Genomic DNA, 13,305 nt, shown 5'->3' on the forward strand with positions numbered 1-13,305 from the left:
CCGCTTCCGCTTTTACTTTATCTAGCTACATCGGGCAGGCTCTCGGATCGTAAGGAATGCGACTGCGGTGGTAAAGAACGCCCTCCTCGGCGCCTCCCTTACGTCTGTCGAGCCTAAACGCCCGCTTCCGCTTTTACTTACTAACCATTCGTCCGATGACTAGGCGTTGGATTTCTTGTGTTCCTTCGTAAATTTGAGTGATTTTGGCATCGCGCATAAAGCGCTCAACTGGATAATCTTTCGTATAGCCGTATCCACCGAATACTTGCACCGCTTCAACCGTTACTTTCATTGCTGTATCACCAGCAAATAATTTCGACATTGCCGACTCTTTTCCGTATGAAAGTCCTTCTGATTCAAGCCATGCTGCTTGGTACGTTAATAGACGTGATGCTTCAATTCCAGTTGCCATGTCAGCAATTTTGAATGACACACCTTGATTCGCTAAAATTGTTTTACCAAACTGCTCCCGTCCTTTTGCGTAGTCAATTGCTGCATCCATTGCACCTTGTGCGATCCCAACAGCTTGTGCGGCAATTCCGTTACGACCTCCATCAAGTGTCATCATCGCAATTTTAAATCCTTCCCCTTCTTTTCCGAGGAGATTTGAAGCAGGTACTTTTACATCTTCGAAAATAAGTTCAGTTGTTGGAGATGAACGAATGCCGAGCTTCTTCTCTTTCTTTCCAACCGAGAAACCTTCCCATCCTGGTTCCACGATAAATGCACTCATGCCGCGTGTGCCTTGTCCCGGTTCAGTGATGGCAAAAATGATGTAAAGATCGGCAACACCGCCGTTCGTAATCCAAACTTTTGAACCATTAAGCACGTAGTGGTCCTCTTTTCTTACAGCTTTGGTTTTCATCGAAGAAACATCAGAACCTGCACCCGCCTCAGATAAACCAAAAGCGCCAAGCATTTCTCCTTGTGCTAATGCACGAAGGTAATGCTTTTTCTGTTCTTCTGTTCCGAATTTAAAGATCGGCCAGCTTGCAAGTGAAAGGTGAGCAGAAAGTGTTACGCCCGTTGACGCACACACGCGTGATAATTCTTCAACCGCAATGACATACGCAAGATAGTCACTGCCAATCCCTCCGTACTCTTCTGGCCATGGAATTCCCGTTAAACCAAGATCAGCCATCTTATTAAAAATGGAGCGATCAAAACGTTCTTCTTCATCACGCTCAGCAGCAGTTGGCGCTACGTCTTTCTCCGCGAAATCGCGTACCATTTTTCGAATCATTTCATGCTCTTCAGTTAGTTTAAAATTCATTGTATTTCCCCCTGTCAATCTTTTAAATTAGTTGGTTACTTGTTTGCTAATTACGATACGCTGAATTTCACTCGTACCTTCATAAATCTCACATATTTTTGCATCTCGGAAAAAGCGCTCAACTGGATAATCTTCTGTATAGCCATTTCCACCAAACACTTGAACCGCTTCAATTGCGTTATTCATAGCTGTTGTTGAAGCAAAAAGTTTTGCCATGGAAGCTTCTTTTCCACAAGACTTCCCCTGTGCTCGCAGGCTCGCTGCTTGATACACAAGTAAACGTGATGCTTCAGTTGCAGTCCCCATATCAGCCAACTTAAAGCCAATTCCTTGCTGTGCTGAAATAGGCTTACCAAATTGCTCTCGCTGCTTGGCATAATCCACCGCTGCTTCAAACGCTGCTTCAGCGATTCCAAGTGATTTTGCCGCGATACCAATTCGACCCGTGTCGAGATTTCCAAGCGCAATTTTAAATCCTTCTCCTTCTTCTCCAAGAAGATTTTGGGCAGGAACTTTCATATCTTCAAATGTTAACTGCACTGTTCGTGAACCGTGCAGACCCATTTTTTCTTCATCTTTTCCTACGATAAAACCAGGCGTGTCTTTTCCTACGATAAAGGCTGAAATGCCACGTGTACCCGCTGCTGGATCTGTGATCGCAAACACGATATTCGTATCGGCTTCTCCTCCATTTGTAATGAAAATTTTCGATCCGTTTATGACGTAATGATCGTCTTTTTTCACCGCTTTTGTTTTTAAACTGGCAGCATCGGACCCTGCACCAGGCTCTGTTAAACAAAACGCACCTAGGTGCTCACCCGTTGCAAGCTTCGGGACGTATTTTTGTTTCTGTTCTTCATTTCCGTAATAAAGAATTGGATTTGTGCCAACTGATGTGTGCACTGATAAAATAACGCCCACAACTGCACTCACCTTTGATAGTTCATGAACCGCAATAATGTATGAAATAAAATCCATTTCTGAGCCACCGTATTTTTCAGGAACCGAAATACCCATTAAGCCAAGCTCACCCATTTTTTTTATTATTTCACGTGGGAATTCCCCTTGTTCCATTCGTTCTATAAATGGTGCTACTTCATCACGCGCGAAGTCTCTCACCATTTTTCTCATCATTTTTTGTTCTTCTGTAAAGCGAAATTCCATCATTTATCCCCCTAGGTATTATGCATACTCATAAAATCCTCGACCTGTTTTCTTACCTAACCAGCCAGCTTTGACATATTTTCTAAGCAACGGACAAGGGCGGTATTTACTGTCGCCAAAGCCTTCGTGTAAGATTTCCATAATGTACAGGCATGTATCAAGCCCGATGAAATCCGCTAATTGAAGTGGTCCCATTGGATGGTTCATGCCCATTTTCATTACGTCATCAATTGCTTCTTTCGTTGCAACACCTTCGTAAAGTGAGTAAATTGCTTCATTGATCATCGGCATCAAGATGCGATTTGATATGAATCCTGGAAAGTCATTTACTTCAACAGGTGATTTTTTCAGATCTTTCGTCATTTTTTCAACCGTATTGTAGACTTCGTCTGTTGTGGCTAGTCCACGAATAATTTCAACCAGCTTCATGATAGGCACTGGATTCATAAAATGCATGCCTATTACTTGGTTTGGACGTTTTGTTGCCGCAGCAATTTCAGTGATTGGTAGTGATGATGTGTTCGTTGCTAGGATTGCATGTGCTGGTACAATCACATCTAATTTTTGAAAAATTTCTGTTTTGATTTTCATGTTTTCAACTGCAGCTTCAATGACAATGTCAACGTCAACTGCATCTTGAAGATCGGTTGAGCGAGTAATATTTGCTAGTGCTGCTGTTTTGTCTTCTTCTGCCATGCGCCCTTTTTCAACTGAGCGGGAAAGGTTTTTGGAAATGACAGCAATCCCGCGATCAAGGTATTCATCTTTCAAGTCATTTAGTAAGACGTCATAGCCAGCTTGCGCGCACACCTGTGCAATTCCGCCGCCCATTTGACCAGCGCCAATTACCATTACTTTTTGAATATTCATCCGATTTCCCCCTAAAGCTCAATTATTTTACTTCGATCATTACGGCATCACCTTGCCCGCCGCCACTACAAATTGACGCGATTCCAACGCCACCACCTCGACGCTTTAATTCATAAGCGAGTGTTAAAATAATGCGTGCGCCACTTGCCCCAATTGGGTGACCAAGTGCTACCGCGCCTCCGTTAACATTCACTTTCTCTAAATCTAATTGCGCAATTTTCATACTTGCTAGAGCTACAGCTGAAAAAGCTTCATTGATTTCAAAAAGATCAATTTCTTCAATTGTGCGGCCGGTTTTCTCTAGTAATTTATTGATCACTAAACCGGGTGTTTGCGGAAAGTCTTTTGCTTCAACTGCAACTTCTGCGTGACCTAAAATCGTCGCAAGTGGGGTTTTTCCTTCTTGTTGAGCACGTTCATCACTCATTAACACCATTGCGCACGCACCATCGTTGATTCCTGGTGCATTTCCTGCTGTGATCGTGCCGTCTTTGTCAAATACAGGTCTAAGTCTTGAGAGCTTTTCAACTGATGTATCTTTACGTGGCGACTCATCGTGTACGACTTTAATTGGATCGCTTTTACGTTGGGGTACTTCAAGAGCAACGATTTCTTCAGAAAAAATACCATTATCAACTGCTTTTCCCGCCAGCTGATGACTTCTGAATGACCATTCGTCTTGCTCTTCTCTAGTTAAATCAAATTCTGCAGCTGTCGAGTTTCCATAGGTTCCCATATGGACATTATTAAACGAGCATGTAAGCCCGTCGTGAACCATCATATCTTTAATTGTTGCATCACCCATGCGCAAACCACCACGTGCTTTATCAATAAAATAAGGTGCATTCGTCATCGATTCCATGCCACCCGCTACAATCACTGACTCATCTCCTAAACGAATCAGCTGATCACCAAGCGTTACACTACGCAAACCTGATGCACATACTTTGTTGATCGTTTCTGTTTTCACTTCCCACGGAATCCCCGCTTTTTGCGCTGCCTGCCTTGACGGAATTTGCCCTTGACCTCCTTGAAGTACTGAGCCCATGATCACTTCATCAATTTGGTCTGCTTCTACGTTGGAGCGTTTAAGTGCTTCTTTAATTGCAAAGCCACCTAAATCTGAAGCTGAAAATGAGGATAAGCTTCCACTGAATTTACCAAAAGGTGTACGAGCACCATCTAAAATTACCGTTTTTGTCATTGTTGTTCTCCCCTTTGTTAAATAATTGTTCACTTGTTGACTGAGCGTTCGCTCGAAATCGAGTGATAAGAAAAGGGACTTGTTCGGTCCCACTTTTGTTTATTTTATTTTTTAGCGAGTAATATTTTCTCGCTGAGGTTCGAAGTTCCGACTACACTGCGTTCTAGCAGTTCAGCAACATCATACGTACCAATTTCTTCTTCCACTTCTTTTGCTTTTGTTCCGTCGGATAGCATGGTTAAGCAATATGGACAGCCAGAGCTAATGACAGAAGGTTGAACAGCAAGCGCTTGTTCTGTACGCGCGACATTGATCCGATGTCCTTTATCTTCTTCCATCCACATTAGACCTCCACCCGCTCCACAGCACATGCCGTTTTCGCGGTTTCGATCCATTTCAATTAAGGTCACACCAGGAATCGCTTTTAAAATTTCACGTGGTGGATCGTATACTTCGTTATATCTTCCTAGATAGCAAGAATCATGGAAGGTAATTTCCTCATTTACTGCATGCACTGGTTTCAAGCGTCCTTCTCCCACAAGCTTCGCAAGGATTTCAGTATGGTGATAAACCTCTGCTTTCAAGCCAAAATCAGGATACTCATTTTTAAATATGTTATACGCATGCGGATCGATCGTTATGATTTTAGTAATCTCATTTTTCTCAAATTCCTTGATGTTAGCTGTTGCAAGCTCTTGGAATAAAAACTCATTTCCAAGGCGTCTAGGTGTATCGCCAGAGTTTTTCTCTTTGTTTCCGAGAATGGCAAATTTTACTCCTGCCTCGTTCATCAATTTGGCAAACGACAGAGCAATTTTTTGGCTGCGATTATCAAATGAACCCATAGATCCTACCCAGAACAAATATTCAAACTCTTCATCTGCTTTTTTCATTTCTTTTACTGTTGGCACCACAACGTCTTCACGAGCTTCACGCCATTTTTCGCGTTCTTTACGGTTTAGCCCCCAAGGATTGCCTTGACGTTCAATGCTTTGCATCGCGCGCTGTGCATCTGGCTCCATTTTCCCTTCAGTTAAAACCAAGTAACGGCGAAGGTCGATGATTTTATCAACATGTTCATTCATGACTGGGCATTGGTCTTCACAGTTTCGGCAAGTCGTACATGCCCAAATTTCTTCTTCTGTAATCACATCCCCAATCAAGCTTGGATGGTACATGTCTATCGCTGCTTCTTGACCACCGCTCATAGCTGCTGCCGCAATTTGGTTCCCTTTCGTATTTGAAAAAGCAGGTACTGGGACCCACGGAGACTGGGAGGTAACCGCAGCTCCAGTGAATGTTAAGTGGTCACGGATTTTCGTAATTAAATCCATTGGTGAAAGCATTTTTCCTGTACCTGTTGCAGGACACATATTAGTACAGCGCCCACATTCCACACATGCGTATAAGTCCATTAGTTGCAGCTGTGTAAAATCTTGAACTTTGCCAGCTCCAAATGTTTCTTGCGACTCATCTTCAAAATCAATTTTGCTAAGCTTACCTGGGTTATCAATGCGGTTAACATATACATTAGCAGGACCCGCGATTAAGTGAGCGTGCTTGGATTGTGGTACGTATACTAAGAAGCCTAGAAGGAATAATAAATGAACCCACCATGCGATATAAAATAGTACGACAGCCACACTTTCACCCATCCAACCTGTCGCAAATGCGATGGCAGATGCCACTGGCTCAGTCCAAGCCAAATCGTGATTTAACCAAACTATTCCCGCGCCATTTCCAATCAACACAGAAAGCATAAGTCCGCCAATAAAAATCAAGACGATGCCTGATTTAAATCCTCTTTTCAAACGAACAAGTTTTTCCATATAACGACGATAGAAAGCCCAAACTACAGCAACTAAGATCATTAACGTCACAAGTTCCTGGAAAAAGGTAAAGCCCGGATAAAAAATCCCAAGTGGCAAGTGCGCGCCAGGGATTAATCCTTTATAAATAAAATCAATCGCTCCCATTTGAACTAACAGAAACCCATAAAAGAACATAAGATGAATAATGCCGCTTTTTTTATCTTTTAACAGTTTCTTTTGGCCGAATACGTGGACCATGAACTTCTTCATGCGCACTTTAACGTTATTATCAAACTCAGTCTTCTTGCCGAGTTTAATGAATTCATAACGTGTCTTAAGTAAATAACCGAACAAAAATAATGCGTAAGCGCTTACAAGAAAGAACGCAATCCAATTGATAATCAGCAATGTACTCCCCATGATCGATGCACTCCTCCCCTTTGATGTCGCAACATAAAAAATTATATCTCTCTTTCCATTATATTATGAAGGAACATTCAGTCAACTATTTTCCGATGAATTTCTCTCTTAAGCGCCATTGATTTTACTCCATTGGGCATGCTAAAGCTGATAAAGGAGGTTTTTTAACATGACAATCGTTGGCATACTTTTTTTAATTTGTTTATGGTTGCGTTTAGATTGGCTGATTGGTCTACACTCATTAAAACGTCAACGTGCTTCCTCCATTTATCCTTGGCGATCAGGAAATCTTACGTTTTACGATGACGGCATCGAATGGATGAAAACATTAGAGCTCGATTGCATACAAGCAAAGGAATCCATATGTATTTCATTTTATATTATTCAGCCCGATGAAGTAGGACGTCGACTGTTCACTTTACTAAAAGAACGTGCGCAGGAAGGGGTTCATGTTCGGTTACTAGTTGATGCCTTAGGTAGCCATAAAATGAAAAAATGGCTAAAACCTTTGCAGGACGAGGGAATTGAGGTAGGGATGAGTCGTCCACCTATTTTTAAAGGATCGCTTTTTGCGTTGCAACGACGCAACCACCGAAAAATTGCTATTGTTGACGGAGTTGTTGCGCATATTGGCGGATTTAATATCGGCCGAGAATATGTTCACCTCGATCCCGTACTCTCTCCTTGGCGCGATTATCATTTGCGCTTCACAGGTGAAGGTGTTCAAGACGCGTTAATGGAATTTGAAATTGATTGGAAAAGAGAATTCGATGAAACGTCGCGGTTGAAGAAGATTGATGTGGCGGAGGAATCGGTTGAAAAAAAAGAAAAGATGACTTCGAAACACCAAATTGTTCCATCAGAACCTATCGATCTGGAAGCATTTATGATCAGTCTTTTTAATCAAGCACAGTCCTCTATTTTCATAGGAACGCCTTATTTTATACCGACTAAGGCAGTGTTTTCTTCTTTAATAAAACGCTTAGAAGAGGGAATCAAACTAACCATTTTAGTTCCCGGTACTCCTGATCACGTGCTCGTCCAGCCAGCCTCTTATCGATATCTGCGTGAATTGATTGATTGCGGCGCACAAGTATTTCACTTTCAAAATGGATTTTACCATGCAAAGGCCCTATTGATTGATCAGACACTTGGAGACATTGGAACAGCAAATTTTGATCGAAGAAGTTTGCTTATCAATGATGAGATAAATGTACTAACAGACGATCCAGCAATTATTGCTCAATTGCTCGCGAGTATTGACAAAGATTTGGAGCATTCAGTGTTGTTGACAAAAGAGCAAATAAAAGCAAATGGGATGGTCGATGTGACAAAAGAATGGCTTGCCCGTTCGATCTCCCACCTGCTCTAGACGTAACACTTATTGATCATGTTTCCTCCCCAAAATCCAGCAAGTTGAAGGTCCTGCTGAAGCATCGATGTCTTCATTGAAGGGAGGAGGCGTTTCACTCCAATTAAATCGGTCACTTAGGTTCGACCACTCTTGACGAATACCTTTTGAACCAATTGGCCAGAAAACGATTGTTTCCTCATCCGAAAAAAGTTCAATCGCTTTTGAAAGCGGAGCAATACGGTCACTTTTTTTGATCACGTCCATCCCAACAAGAGGCTCACCAATAAGGTCCCATTCGATTGTCCCTTGCGACGGAATAGCAAAATGGCGTTTCCGCTCACCAATAATTGTAATGGCAACCGCCGATTGATTTAAAGACATGTTTGATTCAGTACTTCCAGTTACCACAACGTCTTGTAATCCAAGCTCTTCAAGTCCTTGATTGACCCCTTCTACAAGTTTATCCCAAACATGATCTCCACAAAAATTATGCAGGATAACTGTTGCGGGTAGTGCACCAGCTGACAAACAATCTAGTACTGCTGAACGAAAGGAGAAATACGCAACAATATGATAAGAAACCTTCACATGATCTCCAGGTTTTTCGCCGATAGCCCCGCTGTTATCCGTTGTCATTACCCATATGCTGTTACCAACGGACCATTCTAATGCATTACGTCCAACTTCTGACGTTTTCATTGTTCTTCTTGTTTGGATATGCGTTTGCCCGTTCGAAAAACTTTTGCGCTGCGAATGTATTCAACATCTGAGATGCCTTGACGAGCATTAACAGCACGGGCACATGCAAAAAAGTAGTCAGATAAGCGATTAAGGTATTTCTGAGGTGTTACGGGAAGTTCAGGATCTACTTTTGCTAATGAAACAACTTGTCTTTCTGCTCTTCTCGTAATGGTACGGGCGATGTGTAGCGATGCAGAAGCTTGAGAACCGCCAGGCAAAACAAATCGTTCTAAGTCAGGCGCATCTTCTATCAACTGATCAATTCTCCGTTCAAGCTGCTCAATGGCTTTACCATCCAACTTCCATTCTCTTCTTGACGATACATTTGCAAGATCTCCACCAGCATCAAAAAGCTCATGCTGAATCGCTTCGAGGTCCTCTAAAATATCCGAAAACTTTTCTTGGTCTAAGTCAGTTACAACTTTTCCTACAAAACTATTTACTTCATCAATCGTTCCGTAAGCTTCTACGCGAACATCATCTTTATCAACGCGGCCACCAATCAGACTTGTTTGACCTTTATCGCCTGTTTTCGTATAAATTTTCATGGCTAGTCCTCCTCGTTTTTTAATTCTTCTGCTATACCGTACCAAACTCTCGTTACTCGAGAGGCTTTTTTGGCCGTAAATTGATGACACCACCCTGAAACGTCACGTACGAATCGCTTCATACGATCCAGCGGAACAATGCCTTTGGATTGATCTGTACCAATAATTATGACCTGTCTTTGATTACTGCCTTTTTCCCAATGAGCTAAATCAGTCAGTTCTCTTTTCCATTGCTCAAGGATGGTAGCTTCTGATAAGCCTTGGACACACTTTTCTTCGATCCACTTTTCAATTCCAGTCCAAATAATTACTTGAACGTCTTTACATGAGGCTCTTTCTACGACGGATTTTCTAAATTGAATACTGTCCGCTGAAATCGCATCAGTAATCAATTTATTTTTCACCCATTCTCTTTTTCCATTATAGGCACCGCCGATAACAAAGTGCATCTCTCACCCCTCCTAAACGCATCATGATCAGACCAAAAAAGGGTAACTCCTTGACCATGCAGTGGTTTCCAATCCCAAAAGTTTTTCCTCTCCGGGGCAAGGTTGACTAGAAGCTGGCGTATCGGTCCACCATGAGACACAATGGCTATTTTGTTCACTCCATCTTGAAAGCACCATTCTCGAATCATGTCCCAAGTCCCACCTAATCGCTTGGTGAAATCGAAAAAGGACTCCCCGTTTTCAGGCTCCATCTTCTCCGGATCGCTCAGCCAAGTGGAAAAATCAAGACGTGACATCAATTCATCAGCCGTTTTCCCTTCCCACTCGCCAAAGTTAACTTCTCTCAGTCCCTTATGATAGATCTTTTTTTGTTCTGGAAATAATTGCTCAGCTGACTCAACACACCTAGTTAAATCGCTAACAATTACACGGTCTGCCTCAGGTCTAAATTGAGCCGTTTTCATAAGCACCTCAAGACCTTCAGGTGCTAAAGGTGCATCCGTCCAGCCAATATACTGTTTTGCTTGATTAGCTGTTGTTAAACCATGGCGATAGAGAGATAACACCACACCAGAATTACGCTCCATAATTCTCCCCCTTCCAAACAAGCACCTAGTAAATCCCCCGTTATACCACCAAACTCCTTTTTCGCAAATCGTATAAAACCAATTAGATAGATGAACCAACCTGCCATCAGCAAGATCATCAGTTGCCATTCCACTTGGACAAACGCAAAGGGCACTGCGAGTAGTAAGACAGAAAGAACGAAAGGAATAGCTATATGACTTCGTTTCACTGACTGTCTGAGAAAATAAGCTAGACCATCCTCTCTTGCTAACGGCATCCTGACTAACAATAGCGAGATCATTAAACGAGAAAGTACAGGAATCCACAAAAACCAAATAACTTCTATGCCAAACTGGTAGGAAATATCGATAAGTACGATGGCTTTCGTGGCAAGTAAAATCACTATTGACAGAACACCAAACGCCCCGACTCGAGGATCTTTTAAAATGCGATGTCTATTATCAAAATCTTGATAGGAAAAAAAAGCATCACTTACATCTGTCCAACCGTCCAAATGTAATCCGCCAGTCCATATAATAAAGCTTATCAATAAAAGAAAAGCCGTGATGAGTGGACTGATCGTGAATACTTTATCTGTGATTTCGACAAATACAATTGTTACTCCACCTATGATAAAGCCAATTAAAGGCATGCTCCCTACCATCCAAGGAACGGTGCGCTCATTCATCTCTATTTCTTTCCGTATAGGAATGATAGTAAAAAACTGAAGTGCCAGCAAAAAACCATTTAGCAGGTTAGGTAGCTTGAACTTATTCATTTATCTACCCCTATTATCCTTCGAATTTTATCCCATTCAAGATGAGGTCTTAGCGCATTGGCAAGTTCATCGTACACATCCTTTTTCTCTGCTGTTTGCTTAAATTCCTTTAATCCATTTGATTTTCTAATTTCATTTAATATGTATCTGCGGGCAGGTGCAACGCGAAATACATCATGAAGGTATGTTCCGATAAGCCGCTTTTCTGAAGACCAGTATCCCTCTGTTTGGCCAAACTCTAACGCTAAAAAGGGACGCAAGTACGAAGTTTTCCTCACGGATGTTCTTCCTAAATGAATTTCATATCCCTTTATGCTAGCAACCGGCTCACCCTTGTCAGATAATACAAAGCCAGATCGGCATGTCACTTCTTTCTCCTGTTGAAAAACGGTTTTAGACGGGAATAGTCCAAAACCATTTTCCATGGTTTCGTTCATCCCTGTATCTAAACCGAATGGATCTGACAGTTCTTCACCCAACAGTTGAAAGCCTCCACAAATGCCCATAATCCATACGCCTTGTTGTTGCAGGCTTTCTAATTCCATCTGCCACCCTAGTCTCTTCAACTCTCTAAGATTAAAAATAGAGCTTTTCGTTCCTGGAATAATAAGCAGATCAGGCACTTCCTTCAGATCTTCCGGACGACTAATCCACGTTAAAGAGACATCTGGTTCTTGTAACAGCGCTTCTACATCCGTGAAATTCGACATATACGGCAATTGAATCACCACAATCGATACGAAGGCTTCAGGATTTATGGCGCTTTTAGTTACTACATTCACGCCAAGTGAATCTTCTTGTTCTATTCCGTGGTTTTCGATGTGAGGAAGCACTCCTAAAACAGGGATACCGGTATGTTCTTCAATCCATTTGACCCCATCTTCAAAGAGCTTTCGATCTCCACGAAATTTATTGATGATGATTCCTTTCACACGTTGCACATCTTCTTTTGAAAGAAGTTCGAGTGTTCCTATAATACTCGCAAACACACCGCCTCGTTCAATATCTGAAACAAGAACGACTGGAACATCTGCCATTCGAGCGACCATCATATTGACAAGCTCTCTTGATTGAAGGTTCATTTCAACAGGGCTACCCGCCCCTTCAATCACAATGGCTTCATATTCATTTGAAAGACTTGACAAAGACGATTGAATTGCTTTTTTTCCATTTTCATAAAACTCTTTTCGATACGCCATGCCGTCATAAGAAGCCAGTCGTTTACCAAATAAAACAACTTCTGAAGATCGATCATTTTGAGGTTTTAATAAAATGGGATTCATATTTACACTTGCAGGAATTCCAGCTGCCTCTGCTTGTACGCCTTGTGCACGTCCAATTTCAAGACCATCTTGTGTAACATATGAATTATTGGACATATTTTGTGATTTAAATGGCGCTACTTTAACCCCTTCTTGCGCCAATAATCGGCAAAACGCTGTCGCGACTAGGCTTTTCCCTACATCTGAGGACGTTCCTTGTAGCATAATCCCTTTCATACTGGATACGCTCCTTTGCGAACCAATGGTATACCGGCTTCCATTTCGATTGCTTTTTTACTCATAGCAACTAATGACTGATGGAGCTCCCCGATCATTTTCTGATAAACAGCCGTTAGTTCCTCTTCAAAAACTGCTTCACTTACGACTTCATTAGATACGATAAAGCATGTGAGAAGGTTAGCTTTAATCCAGTTGATAAAGGTGTATAATTCTTTTTGTATGGTTTCTTGCACAGATAATTGCGATTTTTTATCTGTTTCATCAAACCGCTGCATGAGTTCGTTAGTAAGCCATGTGGTGAGACAATCCCAGACGACAACGTCACTCGGTTGAAGCTTATGTGTGCAACTCATAAGATCCACTGGCTGTTCGATAGTGATCCATTGTTGATTCATGCGATCTACTTTGTGTCGATTGATCCGATTTTTCATTTCTTCATCTAACGCCACGCCAGATGCAATATAAATGAGCCTACTGTTTTCTGCATCAGCCAAAAGGATAGCTTGTTTTTCTGTCCAGCTTGTTTTTCCGCTACGTACTCCACCTATTACTGTGATGATTCCTCCTGAATCCATGCTGTCACCGCCTGTAGTAAACGATCATTTTGCTCTCTTGTTTTGATAC

At 42.0% G+C, this 13,305-nt stretch carries 13 protein-coding genes; 1 reads left to right on the forward strand and 12 read right to left on the reverse strand.

Annotation, left to right across the window (positions count from 1 at the left end; genetic code table 11):
* Nucleotides 1-133: 133 nt before the first annotated feature.
* From AB1471_RS03500 to AB1471_RS03520, 5 genes are all read right to left on the reverse strand, one after another.
* A complete protein-coding gene (locus AB1471_RS03500) occupies nucleotides 134-1,273 on the reverse strand; it encodes an acyl-CoA dehydrogenase (protein WP_367778213.1) in 1,140 nt (379 codons plus the stop codon).
* A 27-nt stretch (nucleotides 1,274-1,300) separates the two neighbouring features.
* Nucleotides 1,301-2,437 (reverse strand): acyl-CoA dehydrogenase, encoded by a 1,137-nt coding sequence (locus tag AB1471_RS03505; protein WP_367778214.1) that lies wholly within the window; start codon nucleotides 2,435-2,437, stop codon nucleotides 1,301-1,303.
* An 18-nt stretch (nucleotides 2,438-2,455) separates the two neighbouring features.
* Complete coding sequence (locus AB1471_RS03510; protein ID WP_367778215.1) at nucleotides 2,456-3,307, reverse strand: 3-hydroxybutyryl-CoA dehydrogenase; 852 nt, start codon at nucleotides 3,305-3,307, stop codon at nucleotides 2,456-2,458.
* Between the two features lie 22 nt (nucleotides 3,308-3,329).
* The gene (locus AB1471_RS03515) at nucleotides 3,330-4,511 is read right to left on the reverse strand and encodes an acetyl-CoA C-acetyltransferase (protein ID WP_367778216.1); all 1,182 of its coding nucleotides are present in this window, start codon (nucleotides 4,509-4,511) and stop codon (nucleotides 3,330-3,332) included.
* A 104-nt stretch (nucleotides 4,512-4,615) separates the two neighbouring features.
* The gene (locus AB1471_RS03520) at nucleotides 4,616-6,742 is read right to left on the reverse strand and encodes a heterodisulfide reductase-related iron-sulfur binding cluster (protein WP_367778217.1); all 2,127 of its coding nucleotides are present in this window, start codon (nucleotides 6,740-6,742) and stop codon (nucleotides 4,616-4,618) included.
* A 169-nt stretch (nucleotides 6,743-6,911) separates the two neighbouring features.
* Here AB1471_RS03520 and AB1471_RS03525 point away from each other — a divergent pair, with 169 nt between their 5' ends.
* Complete coding sequence (locus AB1471_RS03525; protein ID WP_367778218.1) at nucleotides 6,912-8,114, forward strand: phospholipase D-like domain-containing protein; 1,203 nt, start codon at nucleotides 6,912-6,914, stop codon at nucleotides 8,112-8,114.
* Between the two features lie 9 nt (nucleotides 8,115-8,123).
* Here the strand turns inward: AB1471_RS03525 and AB1471_RS03530 are convergent, their stop codons facing one another.
* Genes AB1471_RS03530 through AB1471_RS03560 form a run of 7 tightly spaced genes read right to left on the reverse strand, consistent with a single transcriptional unit; the run spans nucleotide 8,124 to nucleotide 13,256 of the window.
* A complete protein-coding gene (locus AB1471_RS03530) occupies nucleotides 8,124-8,795 on the reverse strand; it encodes an ATP-binding protein (protein ID WP_367778219.1) in 672 nt (223 codons plus the stop codon).
* Nucleotides 8,792-9,385 carry a cob(I)yrinic acid a,c-diamide adenosyltransferase gene (locus tag AB1471_RS03535; protein WP_367778220.1) on the reverse strand — a complete coding sequence of 198 codons (594 nt, stop codon included), beginning with the start codon at nucleotides 9,383-9,385 and terminating at the stop codon, nucleotides 8,792-8,794. The genes AB1471_RS03530 and AB1471_RS03535 overlap by 4 nt, the downstream gene beginning before the upstream one ends.
* A 2-nt stretch (nucleotides 9,386-9,387) precedes the next feature.
* Nucleotides 9,388-9,834, reverse strand: coding sequence for a bifunctional adenosylcobinamide kinase/adenosylcobinamide-phosphate guanylyltransferase (locus AB1471_RS03540; protein WP_367778221.1), 447 nt, complete (start codon nucleotides 9,832-9,834; stop codon nucleotides 9,388-9,390).
* Complete coding sequence (locus AB1471_RS03545; protein ID WP_367778222.1) at nucleotides 9,786-10,421, reverse strand: histidine phosphatase family protein; 636 nt, start codon at nucleotides 10,419-10,421, stop codon at nucleotides 9,786-9,788. The genes AB1471_RS03540 and AB1471_RS03545 overlap by 49 nt, the downstream gene beginning before the upstream one ends.
* Nucleotides 10,373-11,179: an adenosylcobinamide-GDP ribazoletransferase gene (locus tag AB1471_RS03550; RefSeq protein WP_367778223.1), complete on the reverse strand. Its 807-nt coding sequence runs from the start codon at nucleotides 11,177-11,179 to the stop codon at nucleotides 10,373-10,375. Before AB1471_RS03550 ends, AB1471_RS03545 begins: the two co-directional genes overlap by 49 nt.
* Nucleotides 11,176-12,678, reverse strand: a complete 1,503-nt coding sequence (locus tag AB1471_RS03555) for a cobyric acid synthase (RefSeq protein ID WP_367778224.1) — start codon at nucleotides 12,676-12,678, stop codon at nucleotides 11,176-11,178. The genes AB1471_RS03550 and AB1471_RS03555 overlap by 4 nt, the downstream gene beginning before the upstream one ends.
* Nucleotides 12,675-13,256, reverse strand: a complete 582-nt coding sequence (locus AB1471_RS03560; protein ID WP_367778225.1) for a bifunctional adenosylcobinamide kinase/adenosylcobinamide-phosphate guanylyltransferase — start codon at nucleotides 13,254-13,256, stop codon at nucleotides 12,675-12,677. The genes AB1471_RS03555 and AB1471_RS03560 overlap by 4 nt, the downstream gene beginning before the upstream one ends.
* Between the last annotated feature and the right edge of the window lie 49 nt (nucleotides 13,257-13,305).

Origin of the sequence: Jeotgalibacillus marinus (assembly GCF_040801915.1) — a bacterium.
Taxonomy (GTDB): Bacteria; Bacillota; Bacilli; order Bacillales; family Jeotgalibacillaceae; genus Jeotgalibacillus; species Jeotgalibacillus marinus.

Excerpts from the sequence above, each read along its gene's own strand:
- AB1471_RS03500 (WP_367778213.1), bottom strand. The coding sequence starts at position 1,273 with ATGAATTTTAAACTAACTGAAGAGCATGAAATGATTCGAAAAATGGTA.
- AB1471_RS03505 (WP_367778214.1), bottom strand. The coding sequence starts at position 2,437 with ATGGAATTTCGCTTTACAGAAGAACAAAAAATGATGAGAAAAATGGTG.
- AB1471_RS03510 (WP_367778215.1), bottom strand. The coding sequence starts at position 3,307 with ATGAATATTCAAAAAGTAATGGTAATTGGCGCTGGTCAAATGGGCGGC.
- AB1471_RS03515 (WP_367778216.1), bottom strand. The coding sequence starts at position 4,511 with ATGACAAAAACGGTAATTTTAGATGGTGCTCGTACACCTTTTGGTAAA.
- AB1471_RS03520 (WP_367778217.1), bottom strand. The coding sequence starts at position 6,742 with ATGGGGAGTACATTGCTGATTATCAATTGGATTGCGTTCTTTCTTGTA.
- AB1471_RS03525 (WP_367778218.1), top strand. The coding sequence starts at position 6,912 with ATGACAATCGTTGGCATACTTTTTTTAATTTGTTTATGGTTGCGTTTA.
- AB1471_RS03530 (WP_367778219.1), bottom strand. The coding sequence starts at position 8,795 with ATGAAAACGTCAGAAGTTGGACGTAATGCATTAGAATGGTCCGTTGGT.
- AB1471_RS03535 (WP_367778220.1), bottom strand. The coding sequence starts at position 9,385 with ATGAAAATTTATACGAAAACAGGCGATAAAGGTCAAACAAGTCTGATT.
- AB1471_RS03540 (WP_367778221.1), bottom strand. The coding sequence starts at position 9,834 with ATGCACTTTGTTATCGGCGGTGCCTATAATGGAAAAAGAGAATGGGTG.
- AB1471_RS03545 (WP_367778222.1), bottom strand. The coding sequence starts at position 10,421 with ATGGAGCGTAATTCTGGTGTGGTGTTATCTCTCTATCGCCATGGTTTA.
- AB1471_RS03550 (WP_367778223.1), bottom strand. The coding sequence starts at position 11,179 with ATGAATAAGTTCAAGCTACCTAACCTGCTAAATGGTTTTTTGCTGGCA.
- AB1471_RS03555 (WP_367778224.1), bottom strand. The coding sequence starts at position 12,678 with ATGAAAGGGATTATGCTACAAGGAACGTCCTCAGATGTAGGGAAAAGC.
- AB1471_RS03560 (WP_367778225.1), bottom strand. The coding sequence starts at position 13,256 with ATGGATTCAGGAGGAATCATCACAGTAATAGGTGGAGTACGTAGCGGA.